General features: G+C 32.4%; 35 protein-coding genes. 16 read left to right on the forward strand and 19 right to left on the reverse strand.

Annotation, left to right across the window (positions count from 1 at the left end):
• The first annotated feature begins 3 nt into the window (after window positions 1-3).
• A complete protein-coding gene (locus tag C5F50_RS11810) occupies window positions 4-285 on the forward strand; it encodes a 50S ribosomal protein L44e (RefSeq protein WP_109877403.1) in 282 nt (93 codons plus the stop codon).
• Window positions 282-479 carry a 30S ribosomal protein S27e gene (locus C5F50_RS11815; protein ID WP_179371506.1) on the forward strand — a complete coding sequence of 66 codons (198 nt, stop codon included), beginning with the start codon at window positions 282-284 and terminating at the stop codon, window positions 477-479. The genes C5F50_RS11810 and C5F50_RS11815 overlap by 4 nt, the downstream gene beginning before the upstream one ends.
• Here C5F50_RS11815 and C5F50_RS11820 read toward each other — a convergent pair.
• The 5 genes from C5F50_RS11820 to cobD are packed head-to-tail and all read right to left on the reverse strand — an operon-like array spanning window position 462 to window position 4,644.
• On the reverse strand, window positions 462-1,046 hold the full coding sequence (locus C5F50_RS11820) for an NTP transferase domain-containing protein (protein WP_179371507.1): 585 nt from the start codon (window positions 1,044-1,046) through the stop codon (window positions 462-464). The genes C5F50_RS11815 and C5F50_RS11820 overlap by 18 nt on opposite strands.
• On the reverse strand, window positions 1,043-1,768 hold the full coding sequence (gene cobS / locus C5F50_RS11825; protein ID WP_179371508.1) for an adenosylcobinamide-GDP ribazoletransferase: 726 nt from the start codon (window positions 1,766-1,768) through the stop codon (window positions 1,043-1,045). The genes C5F50_RS11820 and cobS overlap by 4 nt, the downstream gene beginning before the upstream one ends.
• Window positions 1,761-2,732: a cobalamin biosynthesis protein gene (locus C5F50_RS11830; protein WP_179371509.1), complete on the reverse strand. Its 972-nt coding sequence runs from the start codon at window positions 2,730-2,732 to the stop codon at window positions 1,761-1,763. The genes cobS and C5F50_RS11830 overlap by 8 nt, the downstream gene beginning before the upstream one ends.
• The gene (locus tag C5F50_RS11835) at window positions 2,729-3,568 is read right to left on the reverse strand and encodes a cobyric acid synthase (RefSeq protein ID WP_179371510.1); all 840 of its coding nucleotides are present in this window, start codon (window positions 3,566-3,568) and stop codon (window positions 2,729-2,731) included. The genes C5F50_RS11830 and C5F50_RS11835 overlap by 4 nt, the downstream gene beginning before the upstream one ends.
• Window positions 3,565-4,644, reverse strand: coding sequence for a threonine-phosphate decarboxylase CobD (gene cobD / locus C5F50_RS11840; RefSeq protein WP_179371511.1), 1,080 nt, complete (start codon window positions 4,642-4,644; stop codon window positions 3,565-3,567). The genes C5F50_RS11835 and cobD overlap by 4 nt, the downstream gene beginning before the upstream one ends.
• 83 nt (window positions 4,645-4,727) lie before the next feature.
• On the opposite strand from cobD, the gene asd reads away from it, so the two are divergent.
• From asd to cyoE, 3 genes are all read left to right on the forward strand, one after another.
• On the forward strand, window positions 4,728-5,804 hold the full coding sequence (gene asd, locus C5F50_RS11845; RefSeq protein WP_179371512.1) for an aspartate-semialdehyde dehydrogenase: 1,077 nt from the start codon (window positions 4,728-4,730) through the stop codon (window positions 5,802-5,804).
• Window positions 5,805-5,935: 131 nt separating this feature from the next.
• Complete coding sequence (locus C5F50_RS11850; protein ID WP_246282225.1) at window positions 5,936-6,343, forward strand: Lrp/AsnC family transcriptional regulator; 408 nt, start codon at window positions 5,936-5,938, stop codon at window positions 6,341-6,343.
• Window positions 6,344-6,345: 2 nt separating this feature from the next.
• On the forward strand, window positions 6,346-7,275 hold the full coding sequence (gene cyoE / locus C5F50_RS11855) for a heme o synthase (protein WP_179371513.1): 930 nt from the start codon (window positions 6,346-6,348) through the stop codon (window positions 7,273-7,275).
• A gap of 297 nt (window positions 7,276-7,572) precedes the next feature.
• Here cyoE and C5F50_RS11860 read toward each other — a convergent pair whose 3' ends face one another.
• Entirely contained in the window at window positions 7,573-7,782 is a 210-nt protein-coding gene (locus C5F50_RS11860; protein ID WP_179371514.1) for a hypothetical protein, read from the reverse strand.
• Between the two features lie 105 nt (window positions 7,783-7,887).
• Here C5F50_RS11860 and C5F50_RS11865 point away from each other — a divergent pair, with 105 nt between their 5' ends.
• Both C5F50_RS11865 and C5F50_RS11870 read left to right on the forward strand, forming a co-directional pair.
• Window positions 7,888-8,166, forward strand: coding sequence for a hypothetical protein (locus C5F50_RS11865; RefSeq protein WP_179371515.1), 279 nt, complete (start codon window positions 7,888-7,890; stop codon window positions 8,164-8,166).
• A gap of 222 nt (window positions 8,167-8,388) precedes the next feature.
• On the forward strand, window positions 8,389-8,865 hold the full coding sequence (locus tag C5F50_RS11870; RefSeq protein WP_179371516.1) for a hypothetical protein: 477 nt from the start codon (window positions 8,389-8,391) through the stop codon (window positions 8,863-8,865).
• 34 nt (window positions 8,866-8,899) lie between these two features.
• Here C5F50_RS11870 and C5F50_RS11875 read toward each other — a convergent pair whose 3' ends face one another.
• Window positions 8,900-9,958 (reverse strand): DUF5679 domain-containing protein, encoded by a 1,059-nt coding sequence (locus C5F50_RS11875; RefSeq protein ID WP_179370584.1) that lies wholly within the window; start codon window positions 9,956-9,958, stop codon window positions 8,900-8,902.
• Window positions 9,959-10,101: 143 nt separating this feature from the next.
• Here C5F50_RS11875 and C5F50_RS11880 point away from each other — a divergent pair, with 143 nt between their 5' ends.
• A complete protein-coding gene (locus C5F50_RS11880; RefSeq protein ID WP_179371517.1) occupies window positions 10,102-10,485 on the forward strand; it encodes a hypothetical protein in 384 nt (127 codons plus the stop codon).
• On the forward strand, window positions 10,482-11,165 hold the full coding sequence (locus C5F50_RS11885; protein WP_179371518.1) for a hypothetical protein: 684 nt from the start codon (window positions 10,482-10,484) through the stop codon (window positions 11,163-11,165). The genes C5F50_RS11880 and C5F50_RS11885 overlap by 4 nt, the downstream gene beginning before the upstream one ends.
• Before the next feature lie 11 nt (window positions 11,166-11,176).
• Here the strand turns inward: C5F50_RS11885 and C5F50_RS11890 are convergent, their stop codons facing one another.
• Window positions 11,177-11,935 carry a hypothetical protein gene (locus C5F50_RS11890; protein ID WP_246282061.1) on the reverse strand — a complete coding sequence of 253 codons (759 nt, stop codon included), beginning with the start codon at window positions 11,933-11,935 and terminating at the stop codon, window positions 11,177-11,179.
• A 48-nt stretch (window positions 11,936-11,983) separates the two neighbouring features.
• Here C5F50_RS11890 and C5F50_RS11895 point away from each other — a divergent pair, with 48 nt between their 5' ends.
• A complete protein-coding gene (locus C5F50_RS11895; RefSeq protein WP_179371519.1) occupies window positions 11,984-12,397 on the forward strand; it encodes a hypothetical protein in 414 nt (137 codons plus the stop codon).
• 144 nt (window positions 12,398-12,541) lie between these two features.
• On the opposite strand, the gene C5F50_RS11900 is transcribed toward C5F50_RS11895, so the two are convergent.
• The 11 genes from C5F50_RS11900 to C5F50_RS11950 all read right to left on the reverse strand — a co-directional run bounded on the left by C5F50_RS11900 (window position 12,542) and on the right by C5F50_RS11950 (window position 19,340).
• Window positions 12,542-12,703, reverse strand: a complete 162-nt coding sequence (locus tag C5F50_RS11900; RefSeq protein ID WP_246282062.1) for a hypothetical protein — start codon at window positions 12,701-12,703, stop codon at window positions 12,542-12,544.
• Between the two features lie 57 nt (window positions 12,704-12,760).
• On the reverse strand, window positions 12,761-13,171 hold the full coding sequence (locus C5F50_RS11905) for a hypothetical protein (RefSeq protein ID WP_179371521.1): 411 nt from the start codon (window positions 13,169-13,171) through the stop codon (window positions 12,761-12,763).
• Between the two features lie 52 nt (window positions 13,172-13,223).
• Entirely contained in the window at window positions 13,224-13,712 is a 489-nt protein-coding gene (locus C5F50_RS11910; RefSeq protein ID WP_179371522.1) for an acyl-CoA thioesterase, read from the reverse strand.
• Between the two features lie 57 nt (window positions 13,713-13,769).
• The gene (locus C5F50_RS11915; RefSeq protein WP_179371523.1) at window positions 13,770-15,101 is read right to left on the reverse strand and encodes a UbiD family decarboxylase; all 1,332 of its coding nucleotides are present in this window, start codon (window positions 15,099-15,101) and stop codon (window positions 13,770-13,772) included.
• Window positions 15,094-15,435, reverse strand: a complete 342-nt coding sequence (locus C5F50_RS11920; RefSeq protein ID WP_179371524.1) for a hypothetical protein — start codon at window positions 15,433-15,435, stop codon at window positions 15,094-15,096. Before C5F50_RS11920 ends, C5F50_RS11915 begins: the two co-directional genes overlap by 8 nt.
• Window positions 15,436-15,452: 17 nt before the next feature.
• Complete coding sequence (locus C5F50_RS11925; RefSeq protein ID WP_179371525.1) at window positions 15,453-15,923, reverse strand: hypothetical protein; 471 nt, start codon at window positions 15,921-15,923, stop codon at window positions 15,453-15,455.
• A 332-nt stretch (window positions 15,924-16,255) separates the two neighbouring features.
• Window positions 16,256-17,305 carry a transposase gene (locus tag C5F50_RS11930; RefSeq protein ID WP_179371526.1) on the reverse strand — a complete coding sequence of 350 codons (1,050 nt, stop codon included), beginning with the start codon at window positions 17,303-17,305 and terminating at the stop codon, window positions 16,256-16,258.
• A 121-nt stretch (window positions 17,306-17,426) separates the two neighbouring features.
• Window positions 17,427-18,050 carry a hypothetical protein gene (locus tag C5F50_RS11935; protein ID WP_218843346.1) on the reverse strand — a complete coding sequence of 208 codons (624 nt, stop codon included), beginning with the start codon at window positions 18,048-18,050 and terminating at the stop codon, window positions 17,427-17,429.
• A 60-nt stretch (window positions 18,051-18,110) separates the two neighbouring features.
• Window positions 18,111-18,437, reverse strand: a complete 327-nt coding sequence (locus C5F50_RS11940) for a hypothetical protein (protein WP_179371527.1) — start codon at window positions 18,435-18,437, stop codon at window positions 18,111-18,113.
• 91 nt (window positions 18,438-18,528) lie between these two features.
• Window positions 18,529-18,870 carry a nascent polypeptide-associated complex protein gene (locus C5F50_RS11945; protein WP_179371528.1) on the reverse strand — a complete coding sequence of 114 codons (342 nt, stop codon included), beginning with the start codon at window positions 18,868-18,870 and terminating at the stop codon, window positions 18,529-18,531.
• Complete coding sequence (locus tag C5F50_RS11950; protein WP_179371529.1) at window positions 18,867-19,340, reverse strand: PUA domain-containing protein; 474 nt, start codon at window positions 19,338-19,340, stop codon at window positions 18,867-18,869. The genes C5F50_RS11945 and C5F50_RS11950 overlap by 4 nt, the downstream gene beginning before the upstream one ends.
• A gap of 91 nt (window positions 19,341-19,431) precedes the next feature.
• Here C5F50_RS11950 and C5F50_RS11955 point away from each other — a divergent pair, with 91 nt between their 5' ends.
• The 6 genes from C5F50_RS11955 to C5F50_RS11980 are packed head-to-tail and all read left to right on the forward strand — an operon-like array spanning window position 19,432 to window position 24,570.
• Window positions 19,432-20,478, forward strand: coding sequence for a phosphate signaling complex PhoU family protein (locus C5F50_RS11955; protein WP_179371530.1), 1,047 nt, complete (start codon window positions 19,432-19,434; stop codon window positions 20,476-20,478).
• A gap of 31 nt (window positions 20,479-20,509) precedes the next feature.
• Window positions 20,510-21,631, forward strand: coding sequence for a GTPase HflX (gene hflX, locus C5F50_RS11960; RefSeq protein WP_179371531.1), 1,122 nt, complete (start codon window positions 20,510-20,512; stop codon window positions 21,629-21,631).
• Window positions 21,621-22,154, forward strand: coding sequence for a tRNA (cytidine(56)-2'-O)-methyltransferase (locus tag C5F50_RS11965; protein WP_179371532.1), 534 nt, complete (start codon window positions 21,621-21,623; stop codon window positions 22,152-22,154). Before hflX ends, C5F50_RS11965 begins: the two co-directional genes overlap by 11 nt.
• 26 nt (window positions 22,155-22,180) lie before the next feature.
• A complete protein-coding gene (locus C5F50_RS11970; protein WP_179371533.1) occupies window positions 22,181-22,696 on the forward strand; it encodes a transcription factor in 516 nt (171 codons plus the stop codon).
• A gap of 40 nt (window positions 22,697-22,736) precedes the next feature.
• Entirely contained in the window at window positions 22,737-23,141 is a 405-nt protein-coding gene (locus C5F50_RS11975) for a hypothetical protein (protein WP_179371534.1), read from the forward strand.
• A gap of 37 nt (window positions 23,142-23,178) precedes the next feature.
• Window positions 23,179-24,570, forward strand: a complete 1,392-nt coding sequence (locus C5F50_RS11980) for an NAD-dependent succinate-semialdehyde dehydrogenase (protein WP_179373022.1) — start codon at window positions 23,179-23,181, stop codon at window positions 24,568-24,570.

Below are 24,570 nucleotides of genomic sequence, written 5' to 3' on the forward strand. Positions count from 1 at the left end.
GATATGAACATTCCTAAGGTGATCAGAAAGTATTGTGCAAAATGTAAAACACATACAGAACAAAAGGTCTCCATTTACAAAGCTGGAAAAAGACGTGGCTCTGCTAGAGGTGAACGCCGACACGCAGAGCGTAAAAAGGGATATGGCGGACAGAAATTTCCAAAATTAGCAAAACCAGCCAAAGTTACAAAGAAAGTTACTCCTATTATGACATGTACTGTTTGTAAAAAGAAATACAATAAAGTGGGCGTTAGAATTAAGAAATTTGAGTTGGTGGCAGCATGAAGAAAGATCATATTGAAATTCCAAAACCAGCAAGTAAATTCCAAAAAGTCAACTGTAATGAATGTGGAGAATTACAGGTAGTTTATTCTCATGCATCAACACAAGTTGCATGTAATTCCTGTGGAAATGCTATAGCAGAGGCAACAGGATCAAAAGCCAAAATAAATGGCAAAGTCTCAGGTAGTGCTGAGTAAATCATAATCCTGTTTTGAATTTAGATTAAATGCAATTCTTTTATCATCTATTATGATACAATTCTCTTCTAAATTTTCTAGTGATGTGATTTTTTTTGAATTTACCAAAGAAATTCCAGTGTAATGACATATTTGATCATTGAAATTTACTGGATAATCAGATTCAAGTCCAAGTGAAGATAAAAAATTTTTAGTTACAAGAATACTAGTCCATGTCTTGTGAGACTCGCATTGATTAACAATTTTTTGAATTATATTTTCATCAAGTAAAGGTAAATCACCAGAAGTAATCAAAACTGCATCATCTATTGATTTTAGTACTAAATTTAGATCTTCAACATAACCAATTCCAGGTGTGTTAAAAATCTCAATATTATTTTCTTCTAGTAATTTTTTTGTTTTAGGAGAATTTGTACTAGTAATTGCTAAAATTTTTGAAAAGAGATTTGAGTTTTTTAATGAATCAACTACGTGTAGTATGATAGGCTTTTCGTATTTGAGTAAAAGTTTTTCATCATCTAAATTCATGCGAGTACCTTTACCACCGGCCATAACAATACCAATCATATTGATACAAACACCATCAATGAGGCCAATCTTGTAAGTTCATTTGTTGCACCAAGTACATCACCAGTAATTCCACCAAAACTACGAGTAGATATGGCTAAAAGAAAAATAGTTAGAGTGACAGTTACTCCGAGCATCACTAGCCCAGTAGTTTCACCAATAGCAATCACCGGAATAAGCATAATTATGAATGCAACAGTAAGTTTTTTCTTATCTTTCATTATTTCTACAAAAGGTGAATTTGAGCCTAAGGATGCGGAATTTCCTAGACTTGCCATCAGTACCATTGAGAATTTTGCTAAAATTTCACTAATCAAAATCGCTTTAAACAAATCAAATCCACTAGTAAGGGAAATTGTAACGACTAGGCCAATTAGGTATAATACTATGCCAACAATCCCAGCAGAACCAGTAGAAAGATCTTTCATTGCTTTTAGCTTTTTATCTTTACTTCCTTTGACCATTAGTCCATCAGCAAAATCAGCCAAACCATCTGCATGATGAATTCCAGTTACAATAGCAATTGAGGATACCACCAACAAGCTAACTAGTAATGGTTCTAAAAAGAAAGATAGACCATAACCAAAAGAACCAACTAAAAGACCAATTGCAATTCCAACAATAGGAAAAAGATACATGGATTTTGCAATATTTTTTAAAGTTGCATTTGAGGAAGGAAATATTGTCAAGAAGGAAAAGACAGATCCAATTTCTTTAAGCATAAATCCACCATCCAATTAATGATAAAATAGTAATAATTGGAATGGTCACAATTCCAAAGAAAAGAATTGAAGTAAGTTTCATCATTGTTATTGCCGAGCACACATGCTCTTTTGTTAGTGTAATTTCTCCGTCACCTAACTTGTAGTGATTTATCTTTTCAAATTTTGTTTCTAAAGCTCCTGCTAGTGCAGCCATTGGATATCCTGCATTAGGGCTTTCAGTTTTTTTGCCATCACGAATCATTATTTTGTATGATTCCTTCCAATTATTTTGCAGTATAGCAGCTGAAATGATCATAATTAATCCAGTGAGTCTAGATGGAATATAATTTACAATGGTGTCACAAGTTGCGGTAAACCACCCTACATTTTTGAAGAGATCCGTCTTGTATCCAATCATTGAATCTGCAGTATTGATAACTCTGTAAACAAATGCTCCAGGTAAACCAAAAATTGAAAAATAGAACAAAGGACCTGTAATTCCATCAACGGTATTTTCGCTAATACTCTCTAACACGCCTGAAATTACGTGATTTTTATCTAGATTCTTAGTATTTCTCTTAACAATCATAGATAGATTTGTTCTTGCTTTCTCAAGGTTATCTTGATCAAGTGATTCTAGAACTTTTTTAGCATGTTTTTCCATACCTCGAATAGCAATTGTGGTTTTTAGTAATAACCCACCAATAATTATAGATGCAATTATTGAAATGTAATCAAATGAGATCATAGATATTCCAACATTCAAAATCAAAAGTAATGAAATTACAATGATGGATGTAAGAGTTATGATTAAAATTCCCCCAGCTTTTTCAATTGTGGGGTTTTGGTTTTTTGCAATAGGTGTCAGTATTGCAATTAATCGTCCCATCCAAGCAGTAGGATGATACTTGTTTTTGGGATCTCCAAATGTTAAATCGATAAAAATTGCGAATCCAATGATAAATAGAGATTCAAGAATCATTGTATCATCTTCTCAATTGATTTGATATCCATATTTGATTTGACAGTTTTTGCCAATCTCTCTAATTCATTATCAATTTTTGAAAGATTTTTCCTAGTCCATGCAATATCTTTAGGTTTTGCATGAAGAGAATCTTCCTCAGGTAGATCCAAAGTGATTAATGGAATAGTTCCAATAACAGGAATCTTTGTAATATTTTTGAGTTTTTGGAATCCTGGCTTTAGCACATTAAGGTCTCCTCTAAATTTGTTAAATATGAAACCTTTTACAAGTTTTTGATATTTTTTGTCAATTAAGACCATTGTGCCCGCAATACTTGCAAAAGAGCCACCTTTGTCAATATCAGAAACAAGTAATACAGAGGCATCTGCTTTTTGTGCAATTCTCATATTCGCAATATCAAATTTTTGTAAATTGATTTCAGCAGGCGATCCTGCGCCTTCTATAATTACCAAATCAAAATTTTTCTGCAGAGTCTTCAATGATCTTGTGGCAATTTTGATTCCTTCAGAATTTACAAATTTTTTATAGTAATCTTTGGCATGCATTTTTTTGTAGCGTTTCCCGTTTAGGTATACAAGGCTATTGTAATTTCCTAAAGGCTTAAGCAAGATAGGATTCAAGTCAGGTGTAATTTCACATCTAGCACCAATTGCTTGAATAGCTTGAGCACGAGAAATTTCAAATGTAGGCGTGACATATGCAAAATTTGACATATTTTGAGATTTGAATGGTGCAACGCTGAATCCTTTATCTGAAAAAATTCTACAAAGAGCTGCAACCAGTGTTGTTTTTCCAGCACCTGAAGATGTTCCTTGAATCATTAATGATTTCATGTAATTTTCTCCAATGCTTTTACTAGTTTTAGGTTATTCTTATGAGATTTCACAGCAATACGAAAATAATGGTTATTTAATCCTCTAAAATTTTTACAATCACGAATTAGGATCTTGTTTTTGAGTAACTTTTTTTGTAATTTTGTTGAATCATGAATTGTTTTGATCAAAATAAAATTTGTAGAGGAATCATGACAATCAAAACCATCTAATTTGTCAATTTTATTTTTTAGATAGTTCAATTCTTTTTTAATCATTAATTTGGATTTTGTTAGATGAGATTTATTTTTAAGAGAAATTTTTGCTGCATCTTGTGCTAAAGAATTAACACTCCAAGGAATTTTTATTTTCTTTAAAATTTCTACCATTTGTTTTGATGCTGCAGCATATCCAATTCTCAATCCTGGAAATCCAAAGGATTTAGTCAAAGAGCGTAAAACAAAAAGATTATCATATTTTTTCACATATGAAATCATAGATTCATTTGATTCAGGGACTAGTTCAATAAAACATTCATCAACAAATACAAAAGAAGAAAGTTTTTGTGCTCTTTGAATTATTTTAAGCAAATGTTTTTTTGATAAAAGTTTTCCTGTTGGGTTATTAGGATTACAAATAAAGACACATCCGTTTTTTGGGATTTGTGAAATGAATGAATCGATATGTTCAGATAAATTCAATGTTCTAAAATATGATATTTTTCCATTGTTTAGTTTTGCCGCCGTTTCATATTCTTGGAATGTGGGAATAGGAATCAATACTTTTTTTTCTGATAAAAATGCAAAACAAAAATTATAGATTATCTCAATTGCACCATTGCCAACCACCAGGTTAGATTTATCCAAGTGTGTGTATTTCTTTAGGCTAGAGATTAATTCAGACGAAGCTAAATCAGGATAGTTTTGAATAGTATCAAAATTTTTTTTGAGGATTTTTTTTACAGAATTAGGAATGCCAAGAGGATTGATGTTGGAACTAAAATCCAATATTTGTGGATCAAAACTTTTCAAAGGATTTCTTCCACCATGAATCACTGGAATATGTCTAATTATGGAAGATTTTGTTCTTATTTTCACAGTTCCAAATAGAATTAGCCGATTTAGTATGTTGTGGTGATTCAGAAAACGATTATTAATTGAAAGGTGTCAACTATCAAATTATGGTTAAAAAAAGAGTTGCAATTATTGGAGTTACAGGTTCTGTCGGTCAGGAATTTGTACAGTCATTAAACAATCATCCATGGTTTGAAGTGACTCAGATTGCAGCATCTGAGCGTTCTGCAGGTAAGAAATACCTAGATGCGATAAAGGATTCAAGTGGAATTGTAGCATGGGATGTTGGAGGAGAAATCCCTGAATATATCAAAGAAATGACAGTAAAGTCAATTGATGAATTAGATGTATCACAACTAGATTTGGTATTTTCTGCAGTTGAATCAGAAGCTGCCAGAGACATTGAGACTAAAATGGCAGCTGATTTGCCCGTAATCTCAACTAGTTCAGCTTATAGATATGAAAATGATGTCCCAATACTAATTCCAGGAATTAATGATGAGCAAACAGAATTACTTGATATTCAAAAAAAGAACAGAAATTGGAAAGGTTGGGTAGCACCTCTTCCAAACTGTACAACAACAGGTTTAGCAATTACACTAAAACCATTACTTGAAAAATATGGTGCAAAAAAAGTTATGATGACATCGATGCAAGCCATTTCAGGCGGTGGAAAATCAGGCGTGTCTGCAATGGGAATTACAGATAACATAATTCCATACATTCCAAAAGAAGAAGGAAAGGTAAGACTGGAGACAAGAAAAATTTTAGGTAAACTAAAAGATGGAAAAATTGAAGAAGCAGACATTAGAATAAGTTGTACTTGTACTAGGGTTCCGGTAATAGATGGACATACTGAATCTGTTTTTGTTGAAACCACAAAAGCAATTGATCCTGTTAAAGCAAAAGAGACCTACAATCAATGTAACAAAGACATCTCCGTATTAGGACTACCTTCTGCTCCAAAAGATTACTATGCATTCCATGAAGATCCTACAAGACCTCAACCAAGAATGGAAAGAACAGTAGGTGATGGAATGACTACAACAATTGGAAGAGTTGAGAAAGAAGAACTCTTTGATAATGGTCTCAAATACATGTTATTTTCACATAACAAAAAAATGGGTTCAGCAAAAGGCGCAGTGTTACTTGCAGAAATGCTATACAAAAAAGGCAAGATTTAGATAATTTTTTGTAATTTTTACAATAATAACTTTATAAGAACCAAAAATCTAGATCGATTCAGGTGTTTTAAACGGCAAAAGTAGACGATTTAGATTTACAAATTTTATCAGAATTATCTAATGATGCATCAATTTCAGTCCCACGATTATCAAAGAAAATTAATGTGAATTCATCAGTCGTATATTCAAGAATTAAAAGATTAGTGAAAAGAAAATTAATTGAACGCTTTACAATTGATGTAAATGATGCTGAACTTGGATATAATGTAAAAGCACTAACTGGAATCAATATGGATACAAAAAAACGCGATCATATAATTGAAGAATTATTCAAAATTGACGGAGTGAGAGAAGTTGCAGAAGTTACGGGAAGATTTGATATTTTGGTAACTATGTATTCAAAATCATTGGATCAGATGCACAAGATGGTATCTGAACGTATTGGTAGAATTGAAGGTATACAGTCTTCAGAATCCTTTATTGAGATGAAATCACGAATGAAAGCAATGCCATATATGCCATCAAAGGGTAGTGATTAATATTGCAAAAGCAAAAATCTGAATCCCGAGTTGCAGTATATTATGAATTAACAAAACCAAAAATCTGGTATCTACTTGTGTTTACTGCATTTGGTGCAGCATTAACAGCATCTAACATTTATGATATTGAAATTTCTCCAGCAACTTGGTTACTTGTGTTATTTTCAGTTGCTGCAGGTTCAGCTGCTGCAAATACGTTGACAAACTATCATGATAGGGATATTGATGCCATCATGGAAAGAACAAAAGGCAGACCCCTTCCATCAAAAAGAATCTACCCTGCTGTAAAAGCAAGAAATTTTGGGTTAGCATTAGCGGGGATATCATTAGTTTTAGCATTTGGAATTTCTTTTACTACTACTTTAGAACAAGGTGCATGGGCAACTGCATTCATTGCGTTTGGATTAGTAAATAATATTCTAATTTATTCATATGCATTAAAACGAAATTCAAGAACTAACATAATTTTAGGAGGATTATGTGGGGGTTCACCTCCAATGATTGGATGGGTAGCTGTTAGCATGTCAGATTTATGGACCATGGGACTTGCAATGGCAGGATTAGTGTTCATTTGGATTCCAATGCACATATGGGCTTTGACATTGCATTTCAAAGATGATTATAACAAAGTAAATGTTCCAATGCTAACAGCAGTACAATCTGAAAAAACATCTGCACGAGTTATTGCAGGATCAACTGCGGTGATGGTATTATTTTCAATTGCACCATTTTTCATAACTACAGAAAGTGGAGATGCAATGGTAGGTAGTATATATCTATGGACTGCAATAGCATCAGGTGCGCTAATGATTGCATTATCAACTTGGGTAATAGTCAAGCCTATGGAAAAGGCTTCATGGACTTTGTTTAAATTTTCAAGTCCATATTTGGCAGTATTGTTTATTGCATTAATGGTAGATTCAGCATTGTGAACTTACCAATGACTAAAGTCAATTGGCTTCTTCCTGCTTCAACGACCGAGTTTCTGATCTCCACAGGCGTGCATTCCTGCGGTTCCCGCAGTAGTATGTCTGAACACAATCCATTTTCGGCTTTACGTAACAAATGGTACATGTTCATATCAATGATACGACCATATTTGCCTAAACTCTAACATGCAGTTGATTACACATGTATTGTATTTGAATATTTGATTGTGTTTTGCTTTGAGTTGTGGTGTGCTCGCTTTCATCCCAACCCTGAAGGGTTTGTGGTTTTTCCGCTCACATCTATAAAATACTGTTATTTTCATCAAGACTGTTAAGTTCTTTAGTGATCTTTGAATGCTTTTCCACCAATGCTTCAAGTTCGTTTTGAAGTTCAGTTGAATTCCATTTTGAATTAATTAAGGAAGATAGTTTTGCAATGACACTCCATTGAAGATTATTTTGTTCATCAATCAATTCTAAAAAACGCTTGCCTTTTTCATCATCATTCATATTTTTTTGGCAGTTTGCAATGATAAAAAGTTAGCAGTGGTAATAACATAATTTCAAAGTTTTATGGAATGTGGGCGGGAAAACCACAAACCCTTCAGGGTTGGGATGAAAGCGAGCACACCACAACTCAAAGCAAAACACAATCAAATATTCAAATACAATACATGTGTAAGAAAACCAATGACATATGATACCGCAGGAACTGTGGGAATCATCAAAATACAAACGCCTGAGTCTGAAAAGACAATCCCCGACCAAGGGATGCGAGAGCCACAACCACAAACGTCTGCGAAAGCAACTTTGAGGCTCGATGAAGCAGGAAGAAGCCACGATGCTTTAGCGAGTGGTAGTTCACTACTAATTATGGACAATCCATCATATTGAAATGCAGTATTTCAGAATGTAAACTAAAAGCAATAGAGACAATTAGTATAAGTTTTAGGGAAACAAGAAATCTCTGCAGAGAGCACTATGAATTATTTAAAAATAAAGATAAAAAATATCTTCCAAAATTTACCAAGGCATCAAAAGTTTAATGAAAAATTAATGGTTTTTTGATCCTGAGATTATTGAAAGATTTAACATCTACTATTTTCTAACTAAGATATGGCGACACGTGGGAAAACAATCGCTAAAAAGAAGCCAGTAAAAAAGACAGATTCCAAGCCAAAAAAACAAGTTAAACCTGCATCAGCAAAGAAACCAGAGTTTGAAAAAGCATGGAAAGAATACAATTCTGCATTAAATGGATGGAAAGAATCCCTTGCACAATGGCAGAAAGCCACCAATGAAACTTTGATGACATATCATGATGCATGTCAAAAAGCATTAGAATCTGATGCAGAATTATTAAAAAAAGTAAGTTCAAGCTGGGAAAATACTTGGGAAGAAATTGGTCCACAATATATCAAACAACAAACAAAGATGATTGAAAGTATTTTCAAAGAAACCAATATTGAATCAATTAAAAAATTTAATGAACAGTGGGAAAAATTTCTTTCAACATCAGGTGATGACTCAATTACAGCATATCAGGAAGCCATTAAGAGATTCAATCAAGCATGGCAATCGGGTCAGATGTAATTTGATAAAAATTGCCAATTAACAAGTAATTTAATTATTTTTTCATTTTAATAATCCTGAAAACTTTACACTTGCAAACAAAGCATATTCCACGAATTGCAGGTCTACCATTTTTCATAGTTGTCTCTTCAGGATTTTCAATATTTCTTTTAGTTTTACATTTTACACAATATGCATCAAGTGGATTAGATTCAATAGTTTTTTCAGTTGTTGGTTTATGAAGTTTTTTCTCAATATCATCAAGTTTTTGATTTTGTAATGTGTGAATAATTTTTTGCTCAATTTCAATATCGAATGGTTTTTCTGATTTGTTAACTTTAGGAGTTAGTTGGGTAGGGTTATCTTTAAATGGATTTAGTTTAGTTGATAGAATATTTTCCAACTCATCTATTTGTTGTTGTAGATCATTTAATCTAGCTAATTGTTCAGGTGTTGCTTCTTCTTCGGGTTCTGTGATTGGTTCTTGATGTGATTCTAGTTTTTCAATTTGTTTTTCTAATTGTTCTAATCTAGCTAATTGTTCAGGTGTTGCTTCTTCTTCGGGTTCTGTTATTGGTTCTTGATGTGATTCTAGTTTTTCAATTTGTTTTTCTAATTGTTCTAATCTAGCTAATTGTTCAGGTGTTGCTTCTTCTTCGGGTTCTGTGATTGGTTCTGGCGTAAGATCTAGTTCTTGAGGAAGCTCTTCTGTTGAATCTTTTGGTAATGAGCCTCTAGGACTGGAAGGAGCTTCGGGTTCTGTTATTGGTTCTTGATGTGATTCTAGTTTTTTGGTTAATTCAGATTTAGGAATTGGTAATTCTTGTATGTCACCAAGATAATCCAATTTTACTCTATTTCCATCGATTCTTAGGTATGGTGTACCTTCAATTGAAAATGCCTGAATTTTATGTCCTTTTTTCCAGGAATTTTTTCCACTGTAAATTGTAATGTAGATTAATCCATTCTTAATATCAGATGCGATGGTTAAACGATCTATGGGTTTTCCTTTAGTAATACCTTGTTCAGTTTCTTGATGACGTAAAGCAACAGTGATTAAATGTTCAGAGTCATAACTGACTTCAGAAATTAAATAGTCAGCCCACCTATCCATTATAAAAAATAATGATTGATGTCTAGTAAATAAGCAATTTCAATTAAGATAATTCCAAAGTTCTAATTATTTTACAAGTAAATTTTGAAAAAATGAAAGAAGAAGAAATAAGATTATAATTGGTTGAGAGTGCATATAATCAAATGGAAATATCAATAGAACCATGGAAAAAATTGATAATTCATGAAGTAATTGAATACAAATTTGATGATTGGGTCAAACAAATAGCATTTAGTACAAGATCATCAGGTGGAGGAATACCTACAATGCAGTGGACAAATGGAATTGTCTTTTCACCAGCAAATTTTCCAACAACAAATGTCACAGCTGAAGAGCAATTGAAAGGAGTTCTTCATTGGTCATCAGTGTCTTTTGCAATTAAAGAAAAATTTGAAAAACAAATTGTAAAGGAAAATGCAACCATAAATCTAGTAGATGTAAGCGTGAATGAAATTTTCAAAGAATTGGCAACAAGTTTGAAAGCTCAATCAAAATATGTAAACCTTGAATCTGGCAAAGATCAATGAATATTGAAGAAAAGATAAAAAATTGTGAAATTTATCTAAAACAGATTAAAAAATATGATCCTGATCCATTCTATGTAAATCATTTTTTTAATGAATACATTAATTCAGTAAATAATACTTATGATGGCATTTTTGAAGAAGCAAACAGGGATTTTGGCTTATTTATTTTAGGAAAAATTTCACATGAAAAGTTTGATGAAAAAGCAAAAATGAAAAATGATCAAAATGCAATAAGATTTTCAGAGTGGTTTTTACAAAAATTTAATCAGGAACATGAAAACCCATATCCAAATTTTATGAAAAAAATATGTAAATTTAAGAGTAAATCACAAAATATTCCTGAGATTAAAATAATGATTAGAGCATCAAACCGCTACAAAGGTGACATTAATCAACAAATCAAAGTTAATTTGAGTAAAGAAAAACTACGATCAAAAGAAGAATTAGATATTGAAATAAAAAGACAATTACCAATATTTTTAGAAATTATAAATCATAAAAGAAGTAAAAAAAATGAGCCCAAAGTAGGTGAAAATCAAATAGAGGCATCAGCATTTTTAGATATTGAGGGTCACAAAGACATTGAAATTGCATATGCATCTGAAATATACATTCCTGTTATGAAACGATTAGTTGACGAATCGAGGAAAAAAATTAAAGAACTCACAACATGGAAATAATCAAAGTAATTTTAAAATCCAAAAATTGATGGCGTAGTCTTAATTTTGATAATTGGTAAATATGAGAATCCATGTTCAATACTATTAGAAAATTCTGGATCTTTTCCTTGATTTCCCTGATATTTTAGAAAATGTTTTGAAGGCTCAGAATCTAATTTGACATAATTAAAATTATAGTATACCTCATCCATTTCCAATGATGTGATGTACCCCACAACCCAAGATTTTTTGTGTTGTAGTGTATACAGAGTAAGATTGGATTCATCTGGAAATTCAGGATTATATGTTAATCGTGCTAAACTTCCCAAGTCTTTTACTTGAATTGGATGAAATTGATCTGAGAGTTTTTCTGATTTTGTTGGAAGAGGTGAGATCTCTGATTCCATATGAACAATAGGGGCATAATTTGAGATATTTTTTGTAGATTCCACAATATCACAAATTTCCTTATCCACTTTTACTTGATATGAAATATATCTACCAATTTTTGACATGGGGGCATAAAAAATCAACAAAGTATTTGCAAGAGACAAACTACTTGAAATGATTCTGGAACCGTCTAGTTCTTGAGAATATACTCTTCTAGGATATTCTTGAAATGCACAAGCATATCTTGCTAAATCATCAAAACTAGATAATTCAATAAAACATTCATTCTGAGTAACTTCCATACGTAAAATTATGGATGGATTATGTTTTATTCTTTTGAATGCACTGATGGATTTTATCAGGCTGTAATGATAAATTCTTAACCAATTATTACCACCCATTACCAATTATTACCGATAGTATATATAGCAGTCTAAAAATGTGATAGCATGAGTACACAAACTCAATCAAACAATGTATATTCAATGTACAAGCAAAATGTGCAAAAATACTTTGAAAATATTTCAAAAATAACCCCACAGTATTTTCAAGCTATGACACAATTGCAAGAAGAATGTATGAAAACCTGTGAAAAAACAATCAATGCATCTGTATCTGTACAACAAGAATTTGCTAAAAAAACTGGAATTGTTTCTGATATTCCTGATGCTGCAAAAACTGCAATTATAGATACTAACAAGCAAATTGTTCAAGCAAGTACAGTAAACAATCAATTTGTTAAAACAACAATTGATGCAACCGTACAAAATATCAAAACATTCAACGATAACATAAACGCATTTGCTGAATTGAATAAAAACACAATCCAATCCTGGATTAATCCTATCACACAGAAAAACTAGTGTGATTGATTTTTCTTTTTATTTTCTACTTTTCATTTGATTAATGAGCTAAAAATTACAGGTTTTCATAAACTCAAAATTTTGAAATGTTATTATGATCTGGAAATAGTATTAGTGACTTTTAGAAATAGAATCTTGAAAAACTCAATATTTTGAAATATTTTGAATTTTTTTTAGATTTTGTTTATCAAGGTATTCCATTACAAAATGAAAAATAATTAGTTTGCCAAAAACAACCATTGAGATTAATGCTAAGATAGATTCGCCAAGATAAAACAAATATGTTGTTACTCCAATGACAGTCATTATTTCTATAGCAGTACAACCACAAAAAAAGAGTAATTTTTGTCTCAATTCAATGAATTAAGATTTTGGCCACATTGAACTCCAAGTTTCAGCAAATTTCTTCATCATTTCACCATATGCATTCATTTGTTCTAGTCCAGATGAACTGAGAGTCTTTTGCCAATTTTCAGTAAATTGCTTGAAAGTGGCAGCATTGGAATCACTCAGGGCTTTTTGCCAGTTTTCAGTAAATTCTTTGAAAGAATTCATTCCGACTTCAGCCATTGATTTTTGCCAATTTTCAGTAAATAATTTCATGGTTTCAGTACTAGATTCAACAGTTGCTTTATCCCATACTTGGTTGAATTTTTCTTGCATGTCACTACTTGCTTTTTGTATTTGTTCATAAACGGTTTTCCAGTTGTCAAGTGATTTTGTATATTCTTGCCATAAAGAATCCCATTCATTACTTTTATCTTGTTCAGACAACAACTAAAGATAGTTTTTGCCATTCTTAAATGGATCTATAGAAATTAGAAGTTTATTTTTGACGTTTTCGTAGACGTTTTTCCATTCTGATTTTACCTTCCTCAAATTTGGTTCTATCCTCATCTGTTTTAAGGGCTAATTTTGGAACATGCGTTGGTTTTCCATTTTTATCAAGTGCCACAAATGTTACAAATGCAGTTCCTGTAAGGGTCCTTATTCCAGTTACGATATCCTCAGCTTCTGCCTTTACTTCAATTTCCATTGAAGAGTTATGAACATAGTTTATTCTAGCATTTAATGTGAGAACGTTTCCAACAAATACTGGTTTTAGGAAATTAACACTATCCATAGAAACAGTAACCGCGTTTGATTGAGAATGTCGCTGAGCAACAATTCCTGCAACCATATCAATATGCTTTAAAATTTCACCACCAAAGACATTTCCTGCAGGATTTGCGTCAGAAGGAAACATCCTAACAATTACTTCGGCATGAGATTCTGAAGGACTTTTTTCACGAATTTGGGAGTTTTCTGAGGACATATTTTTAATTCACCATGGTTTTTTCTTCATCCAATTTAATTTAATCAGTTGATTTGATTATTTGAGATATTTTTGTAGATTGATTTTATCAATTTTTGGGATTTTCGCTAATTCAAAGCCTTCTGGACGTTTAGAAAGAGAACGTGTTGCATCAATTCCCATTTTAGCAGTTTGTAGTTTCTTTTGATCACTTGAAGGATCAAGACTGGAGCCACGAACATTCTTAAGAATTACTAGATCTTTGTCAGCTTGGAATCTTGTAGCCATTGCATATTCTACTGATTCTGCACTATTGGGATCAATATCTTCATCAACTACAGTTACTTGTTTTAATGAACGATGTGAGTCAAATGTTTTTTTAATTATTTTTTTAGGGTCAGAATCACTTTTCTTTTTAATTTGTACAACTGCATGTAACCAATTACATCCACCATTAGTCATAGAAACTTGTTGTGTTTGAGGAAATACCTTTTTCAGTTCACCATTTAGTTTAGATTCAATTGGCATTCCCATTAGTAATCTATGTTCGGAATATCCAGAAAGAACATCGTGAAAAATAGGATTGTTTCTAAAGAACAGATTTTCAAGTTCAAAAACAGGTTGAGATCTTTTATGATCATAAGTTTGAAGCATTTCAACCATCCATTCAGGGTGAGTTTTATCACGAAGGATTTTTCCTTCCATTACAATTTCTGAACCTGATGGTACATTCAATCCTGAAAAAGGAAGTTTTGCCAAAGTTAGTTTTCCACCTAAAAGTGAATTTGCAATATCAATCTCATCTTTTCCCCATTTAGCTTGATATGCACCTGCAATGGAAATTGCGGGATGGACACCTACAGTAATTGCGATTTTAAGATCTTCTCCATGTTCTTTAGCATCAACAAAACATCTGTGAAGATGACGTCCTTCTACCATTCGGATAGTAAAATGAGTTTTATCAATTGGCATTAATCTATGAAATGAAGAATTTTGTTTTCCGGTTTCAGGATTTCTAGCATATGCTACAGAAGATGTGATAAAAGGACCAGATTCTTTTTCAAAATGAGTTACAATAGGCATAGAAAACAGATTTTTTGACTTGTTTTCCATGAATTTTCCTGAGGGGATAATTTTTGGACGTTTGGCTTTTTTGATTGCAGAAATAATTTTTTCATGGATATTATTTTCAGTTCCTCCAACTGCCAAAGCAAATCTTTTCCTAGTTCCTACTAAATTGGCAACTAAATGAAAATTACTTTCTTTAATATTTTCAAACAAAACAGCATGTGAACCATCAACTTTAGCAGTAATACCTGCAATCTCAAATTTTGTTGAAACCTTTGTTTTAACAGTTTTAAGATCATTGATCTTTTTAATTTGAGAGATATAATTTCTTAAATCACTCATTCTCAATCATTTCCATAATCTCAGACATTAAGGCTTTGGCTGTATCAGTTTCTAGTTCTTTTTGAATAAATACTGAAACTAAAGCAATTCCTCGCATCCTAGTACTTATCCGTTCAGCGACAAGTTTCAAAAAAAGAGAATCTGTTCTTGCGGGAATAACAGTTGTGGTGATAGGAGTAGGTCCTGTGGCTAAAGAGGCAACGATCGAACCAATTTTTTTTGCTCCTTCAGTTACTGAAATAAAATATCCATTTTCAAATTTTTGAATTTGTAAAAAGAAGTTACGGCTCTCCAAATTTACCGTTTTCTGGAAAAATCCATTTGGAGAGTTCAATAAGCTATGAACAAGTCTTATGCTTTTATTGCTATTGATTCATTCACATGAGCAGACACAACTTCAACATCAGGATTCTTCTTGCAGTTCTTTTCATGTTTATCTGGATAAACAAATAGTTTTTCACAGTGTTTGCATGGAGTTTTTTCTTTAGTTTTTGTTGCAACTTTGGATTTTGCTGCTTTAGCTTTTGCAGTTTTAGCTTTTGATTTGGTTTTTGCTTTTACTTCAACTTCAATTTCTTCTGGTTGGGTATCTGCAACTGCTTTAGCTTCTATAGAATCAGCCTCAACTCTAGCCCGTAATTTTGCTTTGTATTTTAGATTACGTGGTTTAGTTCTTAATCTATATCCACAACATGGACACCAAAGTCCTTCCCATTTGATGAATATTTCACAAATTTGGCATCGACGTTGTCCAGAAGCATATCTTCCGGTTCCAACAGGCTTTTGAGCCTTATATCTAACACAAATTCCTTTACAAGTCATCTTGGTAATTTAATATAGAATTCATAACTATATAAGGATGGATCGATAAAAATTATAAGAAAAATTGAAAAAGTTGTAAATATTCTAAATTATGTAACGATCAATCGTATTAGTTTCAAGAAAAAACAAGAAATCTCCAATAAATATGTATAGATTATTTCAAGGCCATATTTTTTGAAAAAATAATATGTGGACATATAGTTGTTTAACAAAAAATTTCATTAAATGTCGTAAAAAATAAAAAAAATTGAAAAAAATCATCATACTTTCATCATACACCAGTTAAGTGAGGGTTGGGCATAATCCATTTCAAAAAAAACTGATTACTGAATTTAATTGCACAGCATACGCTTTACAGTTCTTGGATTTTCCATACCAGTCACACAATTGTAATACATCATTAATTGATACACCAAAACACAAACAAGCACAAATGATTTTACATTTCCAAATCTCCTTACAGGTGATACTCGAATACCAAACGTACTTTTGACTATCTCAAAGAGCGGTTCTATGGATATTTTTCTATCCGAGTATATTTCCTGTCCCTCAACTGATTCATAAAATTCGACTAGCTCCAGTCTCTCTGGTGACGTGCTGTCGTACTTTTTTATCGGACAGACTAGTCTCAGATTATTTTCTTTGCTGTACCTGTATAGTTTACCATCATCGTATGCCGGATCTGCAATTATGTTCTGTAACAGACCTGCAAGTGGATGTACAAGAAATTTGTACGTCTGGTTGTCTGCAATGTTTGCCGTACTAAAATCAGCTGATAGTGGAACAATCAATCTTCCTGTGGAACATGACATGTGCAGCTTGTATCCCCACACCCAACCCTTGGATTTTGAGAATCCCCATCTTGCATCAACATCGATTCCAGAGATTGGTATGCAGTTATTCTTCATATCGGATTTGTGCCAGACTGGACCCTTTGCCTTTATCAGCGAGCTGTCAACTGAACCAGTTGTGTTATCAACTAGTCTTTCTGATATGAACACACCACCCATTGTACCAATCATTTCTTTGAGTGGCAGTATCTTGAATCGTCTGTCAAATGTTCTTCTGTCTGGAAGATTACACAAACCACACACACCTAGTATCTTCTTGTTCTGTGTTGTGTCAAGTGACAAAAAATAATGCAGTAAGTTATTGCTTGGGATTCTCATCCACGTTTTGATTATGAGCAGTTGCAACATTAGAATAGTTGGATAAACATATGGTCGTCCACGTCTCAGGACATCTTCATACAGAGACAGTGTTCCAACCAAATACAAAACACCAATAAGGAATGACTCGTATCTTATTTTGCTGGGGATTGCCTTCTTTGTTTTCATCTGAACAGTGAATCTAGAGATAAAGTGATCCTTAGCTCTTTTCATTAAATTAATTTTAGAATGTGATCAAAATTAGAAATAATTATGCCCAGGCCTCAGTTAAGTAATAATGAAGCAAGAAATTGAATAAATTTTAAAAAAATTCAATTAGTTTTTTTTTGATTTTTCAACCTGTAATTGATAGAGGCAATATTGAATATCTAAAACCATCACGTTGAGAGATATATTTTGCAGAAAGCATATCACGTTTTCCACGTTGATTGAAATTTTTAATTTTCAAACTAGTTTTATGTTCATCAACAAATTCTAATTCAAAAGATGAACAAAATTTTAGATTCAACATAGAAACTATTTGTTTTGCAATCTCCATATTCCCATTTCCAATTTTGATAATTTTTCGTTTAGCTCTAAGACCTCCTAAAATTTGAATTATATGATAAACAAAATTTTCTACAGATAAATGAAATGATCCCTCAATTTCTTGTCCATAATAAAAAACGGACAAGCCAATTCGTTGACCTGGATCAATACCTAAAATTAAAATTTCTTCTTCAAAATCCAGACTTAGTTTTTGCATAATTATACCTCTAATCACAGTTGAATGATGTTCAAAGATATCCTCATGGAGTAAGAGTTTTTCACATTTTTTGGGCGATTCTTCCCTAGTAGTAAAAATAAGATGGCCAGAGTAACCAATAATTTCTTCAGGAAGAATAGAATCAAAAGATAATTCTAGGGTCTTAAGATAGGTTGAAAATCTGTAGTAGTGTTTACCATACGTAGTAGCAATTCCAATACGTGTATTCAGCAAGGGATCGATATGTGACAAAATGAAATATGCAATTTAGGTTTATGCCTTCAAAACAGTTGACACCACATGCTTCACTGCTTCATCAAAATTGGTATCAATTGTAGATTGGATTTCAGATAATTTAGCATCTCCTTCTTGGGTAATTCTTGAAGATTCAGAAGTTGCCTTTTCTTTAGATGCATTAATTATTACTTCAGCTTCTTTTGTAGCCATTTCCCTAGTTTTTTCTAATAATGAGTCAATTTCAGTCTGAGCCTTTAGATTCAGTTGTTTTTTCATATCGCCAACTTTGCTGTTTAAAGAATCTAAATCATCTTCTAAGGCATTTAGAGATTTGATAATTCCAGTAACTTTGGATTCTGCCATACTGCTCATTATACTCAAAATTTGATAAATCCATTACTTAAATCATTCATTTTTAGTTGATTTTCAGGCACAAAATCTCATTAAACTGGAATTATCCGGTTGTTAAAAGTAAGATTGCTCTAGCTAGTTCGCCTTTGGCCTCCTCTAAAGCATTTTTAGCCTTTTCTTCATCAACTCCAGCTTGCTGGCTAACAAGTTGAATGTCCTCTTCTGAGAAAATTGGAACCTCCAATTCTCTTTCATCATAACTGTCTGCAGTTACTGTAAAAATTGAGTTGTCTTTTGCTTTCATTTCAGTAACGGAGGGTTTTGTGATAATGATCTCTTTTTTATCGGTCTTAATTATTACTTCTTGAACATTTGATAGTTCATTCATATCCAGACCCATCTTATCCATCATTCTTCGCATTTCGCGATTTCCTCCTCGCATCATGGTTCTATTTCCCCCTTAGGACTTTTTAAACTATCTCTGACCTTTATTGCTACACCTCGATTAAAATCAGGTATCATTTCATGTGATAAAACAGCCTTACCAACTGCAATTACTCTATCTTTGAACAATACTGGTGTATCAGCAGAAATCCTTACTTTATTTCCACACCATACTATATGTTTACAAAATACGGATTTACCTTCCATTACAAAAGGTGCAGCATCTTGGTTTATCTCAACGCAGTTTTCTTTGAATGTTTTACTTTTCAGTAAAATTTGTGCAAAATAAGGACTAATTGCTAAACCACCATCAATTCTCAAAGTGCACAATAATTTTCCTTCATGTGAAATAGTTCGTATTCTTCCAGTCTTTCGTGAAAATGTCATTTCGATATTTTTTGGGAGGCATTTTGAAACACCATTACCAAATAATGCATCAAGGGAATATTGGAGTTTGAGAATTTGATCCATGCACGTGATATATTCCATTCTAAATATTAGTTCAATGTTAGACCATATTACAACTTTTAAACTATATAGATGGGTTTTATCTCTTTAGATTATGGAAGAAAGAGAGGAAACAAGGAAAATTCAATTTACAGGAAAATCATCTTACATAGTTTCACTTCCAAAACAATGGATTATGGAATTGGGTCTAAAACAGGGAGATCAAATCAGAATGGTTCGAAAAGGATCATCAACGCTAGAACTGTATCCACCAAAATTTGAATCTCGTATCCAAAAAAAGGAAGATGCTATAATTGAAATTGATGGTGAAGAAAAGGCATCTTCGATAATTAGAAAATTAATTTCGTTGTATTTTCTGGGGTTTAAGACGATTAATGTTAAACCAAAAAACGGTAGATTAAGCCCTAACCAAAGGAACACCGTAAAAGAAGCTGTAAAGCGAATGTTAATGGGTTCTGAAATAATTTCTGACTCTAGTGGGGGAATAACAGTACAGGTTCTTGTAAATCTGTTGGAACTATCCGTTGATGGAGCATTTAAGCGAATGATCCATTTAGCAAAATCAATGTCTAGCGATGCAATTTTAGCAGTAAAAGAAAACAATCTTGAATTGGCACAAGAAGTAATCAACACAGATGACGAGGTAGATAGATTTGGATTTTACATTATTCGTCAATTAAAGATAGCAATACAAAATGAACATATGCTAAAAGAGATGGGTTTTAGAAATGCTAGAAATTGTCTTGGATACAGACTTGTTGTAAAAAATATAGAAAGGGCAGGAGATCATGCATCATTTATTGCAAAAGATCTTTTAGAGTTTAAAAAACCAGTCAAAAAAGAGATTCTAGAGAAACTTCAGGATATGAATGAATTTTGTTTATCAGTATTGGATGATTCATGTTTGGCTTTATTCAAAGAAGATTATATACAAGCAGAAAAAACTATTGAAAAAACAGCTGAAATTACCAAATTTGAGAAAAAAGTTAGAGATGCTTCAAAATCATTAAAAGATGATGAGGAAATTTATAGAATTAGAAGAATGTCTGAGAACATTAGAAGAGTTTCGGAATATGCTAGTGACATAGCAGAAATTGTATTGAATATGAATATTGAAAAAACATTGAAAAAAACGGAATAATTATCAAAAATAGGCTAAAGATTGAGAAGAAATGAAATCAGCAATTTTAATCACATATGATCAGGAAGATTCGATAAACGAAGCTAAGGGGCTGTGTGATGCTGCAGGATATGAGGTAGTTCACACAATCCAACAAGATTATCTAAAAAAACCAAAGTATGGAATTAGTGGAGGAGTTTTAGAAAGACTAGAGGAGATATCTGAGAAACTCAGACCAGATGTAATCATATTTGATGAAATTTTAAAGCCAAGTCAAAATTACAATCTAGCTTCTGCATTACATCGAGAGGTTTTAGATAGAGAAGGGTTAATTCTTGAGATTTTTGAAAGTAGAGCATCAAGTGCTGAATCAAAGTTACAAGTCAAATTAGCTCAATTACGATACGAGATGGCCAGAGCAAAAGAAAAAGTTCGTCTTGCAAATATGGGGGAGCAACCAGGATTTATGGGAATTGGAAAATTTGAGGTAGATGTTTACTATAATGATATCAAACATAGAATGCAAACATTAAGATCTAAACTTGAAAAAGCAGGAAAACAAAGAGAACTCCATAGACAGGGACGAAAGAGAATGGGGTTCAAAACAATTTCTCTAGCAGGATATACGTCTGCAGGAAAAACAACATTGTTTAACAAAGTAACAGGTGAATCAAGAGCTCAAAGTAAAGAACTGTTCACAACACTTACTACAACAACACGAAGAGTAACAATTGATCAAGAACCATTCTTAATTGCAGATACGGTTGGATTCATCAGTAAATTACCTGCATACATGATAGATGCATTCAAATCAACTTTAGAAGAACTAACATACACAGATATCATTATTCTAGTGATTGACATTAGTGATTCTGTATTTGAATTAAAAAAGAAAATTTCTAGTTGCATGCGAACTTTGAGTGAATTGGGTGTTGAAAAAGATAAGATAGTTTATGTATTAAACAAAGACGATTTATTAAAACAAGACGAGATTAATCGAAAAATTGACATACTTAATTTATCTGAAAATAAAAAAGTAATTTCAGTTTCTGCAAAAACAGGCAAAAACGTTAAGGAGTTAAAAAAATTAATCAAAAATATTTCAGAAAGTCATAATTCATTCAATTTCAATAAAAATTTACCTGAAGGAGTTAAAGAGACATTTGGTAATTGAAGTGATAAGAATTGGGCAACGCCTAGTAAGAGATGATCGAGTCACAACACATGTTGCACTTGTTTCAAGAGCATTTGGTGCAGAACGAATTTTCATGAGTGAAGTTAATCCAGAAATCAAGGATACTGTAGAAAAAATCAATAAAACTTGGGGAGGAAAATTTGAGATAGATTTCATTGATAAATGGAAATCTGTTGTAAAAAAGAAAAAAGAAGAGAACTTCAAAATCATTCATCTTTCAATGTATGGTCAAAACATCAACATTATTCAAGAGGAACTGCGGAAAGAAGAAAATTTGTTAATTGTTGTGGGGGCTGAAAAAGTTCCTAGAGAGATTTATGAATTAGCAGACTATAATGTAGGAGTTGGCAGTCAACCTCATTCTGAGATTAGTGCCCTGGCAATTCTCTTAGATCGTATTCAAAAAGGCAAACAATTTGAGAAAGACTTTCCAGATGCAAAAAGAAAGATCATACCCACAAAAAATGGTAAAAATGTACAAGTAAAAGAAACAAGGGATTAATAGTAGAAAATCAGGAGTCATTAGAGTTGGTAGACAAATACGAAGATCCTTTTGTTAGAATCGCCTCTATGATCGGAGGAGACGAATATCTCAAAGTGGCAAGATCATTACTTAAAGCCGAAGATGCAACGGATGAAGAAATTGCAAGTTCTACAGGTCTAAGAATTAACATGGTAAGAAAAGTATTGTATGATTTGTTTGGAAAATCTCTAATTACTGGAATCAGAGTTAAAGATGAGAGAAAAGGTTGGTTTGTCTATAGATGGAGAACCAGAAGAGAGGAAGTTGAACATTTCATCGAAAACCAAAAAAAGAAAATTGAAGAAAGATTACAACAAAGATTAGATTATGAAAATGCTTCTGACTTTTATCATTGTGGTAATGAAGACTGTCCAAGAGTAACATTTGAGAGTGCGCTTGATGGCATGTTCAAATGTCCATCATGTGGAAGTGTTTTAAACTTAAAGAAAAATGATAAATCTAAAAAAGCATATTCAAAGAAAATTGATGAGATAAAAAAAGATATGCAACAAACATTCTGATTTGTTGCGGCAACAAGGATAAATACAAAATATTGTGATTATGTCAACAGACGATTCACCATCTATCTGTAATGTTTGGAAAGGAAATACATCTAAAATTATCAATAAATTGGAGTTGCAAATACCTTCACATTTTCAAATCTATTCAGATATGTACAAAGAATATCTTCGATCCATAGATGATATTTTTGGAACATGTGTTTTGTCAGAAAAGGAATTTTTTGATAAATTGAACATTGATCCGAATTTTATGAAAAATCTCGGAATGTATTCAAATTTTCTTAGTGGTATTTGGATTAATCAAATAGAAAATTATGATAATTATCTTAAATGGTATTCTCAAATGAGAATTTCAGGCTTGAAATCATATGAAGAATTCATACATACAATGATGGACTCCTATTCAAAAACACTTTCTAATTTATCAAAAAATATGAAAAAATAAGTTAGAGATTAAATAGGAGAAATTCTTGGAAAAATCCTTGAGCCAAATTACTACGGTCAATCCTGCAACAGGTGAGGAAATTAAGACTTTTACTGCAATGGATAAAAATCAGGTATTTGAGTTAGTTGGAAAAGCAAAAAGAGCTTTCCCAGAATGGAAAAAAGATTATGAGAGACGTAGAAGTTATGTTTACAATTTAGTAGAATATCTAAAGAAACACAAAATAGAACTTGCAAAAGTTGCAACAGTTGAAATGGGCAAAGCCCTCAAAGAATCAATTAGTGAAGTTGAAAAATGTGCTTGGGCATTAGAATTTTATGCAGATCATGGTGACAGTTTTCTTGCCGATGAGGTTTTAAGCTCAGATGCAAGGAAAAGTTTTCTAACTTTTGAACCATTGGGGGTAATTGGTTCTATAATGCCTTGGAATTTTCCTTACTGGCAAGCATTGCGATTTGCAGCTCCATGTTTAATGGCAGGAAATGTAATCGTAATGAAACCATCCAGAGTAACTATGCAATCAGGAATTGAAATTGAAAAAGCATTCACTGAATCAGGAATGCCTGATGGAATTTATCAAACAGTAGTAGGAAGTGTAGAATCTGCAAATCACCTAATTGACTCAGATGTTAATGCTGTAACTTTTACTGGAAGTACAAATGCCGGTGCAAAAGTTGGAGAAAGGGCTGCAAAAAATTTGAAAAAATGTGTATTAGAATTAGGAGGAAGTGATCCTTTCATAGTATTGGATGATGCAATTATTGAAAAAGCAGCTGAAGGTGCTGTTAAAGGAAGATTCATCAATTGTGGCCAAAGTTGTGTAGCCTCAAAAAGATTTTTTGTTGGAAAAAATATTGCAGATGAATTTACTGAATTATTTATCAAAAAAGCCTCTCAACTCAAAGTAGGAGATCCAATGTCCATTGAAACAGATGTTGGACCAATTTCAAATAAAGAAGGTTTGGAAACAATTTCTGGAATTGTAGAAGATGCAAAACAAAAAGGTGCCGAAGTTCTTTTAGGGGGTTCAGAGATGGGTGGAAAAGGATTCTTCTATAAACCAACAATTCTTAAAAATATAAAATCAGATATGAGAATTGCAACTGAAGAAACATTTGGACCAGTAGCACCAATTACAGTAGTTGAAAATGAAAGTGAGGCAATCAGATTAGCTAATGAGAGTGAATTTGGTTTAGGTGCAAGTATCTGGACAAAAGATCTTGCTAAAGCAGATAAAATGTCAAGAAGAATCGATTCAGGAATTGTAAGTGTAAATAATGTAGTAATCTCAGATCCTAGAATTCCATTTGGAGGAATAAAACATAGTGGATTTGGAAGAGAACTATCAAGATATGGAATGCTTGAATTTGTTAATCTAAAATCAGTTAGATTTTACGATAATCTGACACATCATCATTACGTAGAGTAG

The sequence above is a fragment of the Nitrosopumilus ureiphilus genome (genome assembly GCF_013407185.1).
Lineage (GTDB): Archaea > Thermoproteota > Nitrososphaeria > Nitrososphaerales > Nitrosopumilaceae > Nitrosopumilus > Nitrosopumilus ureiphilus.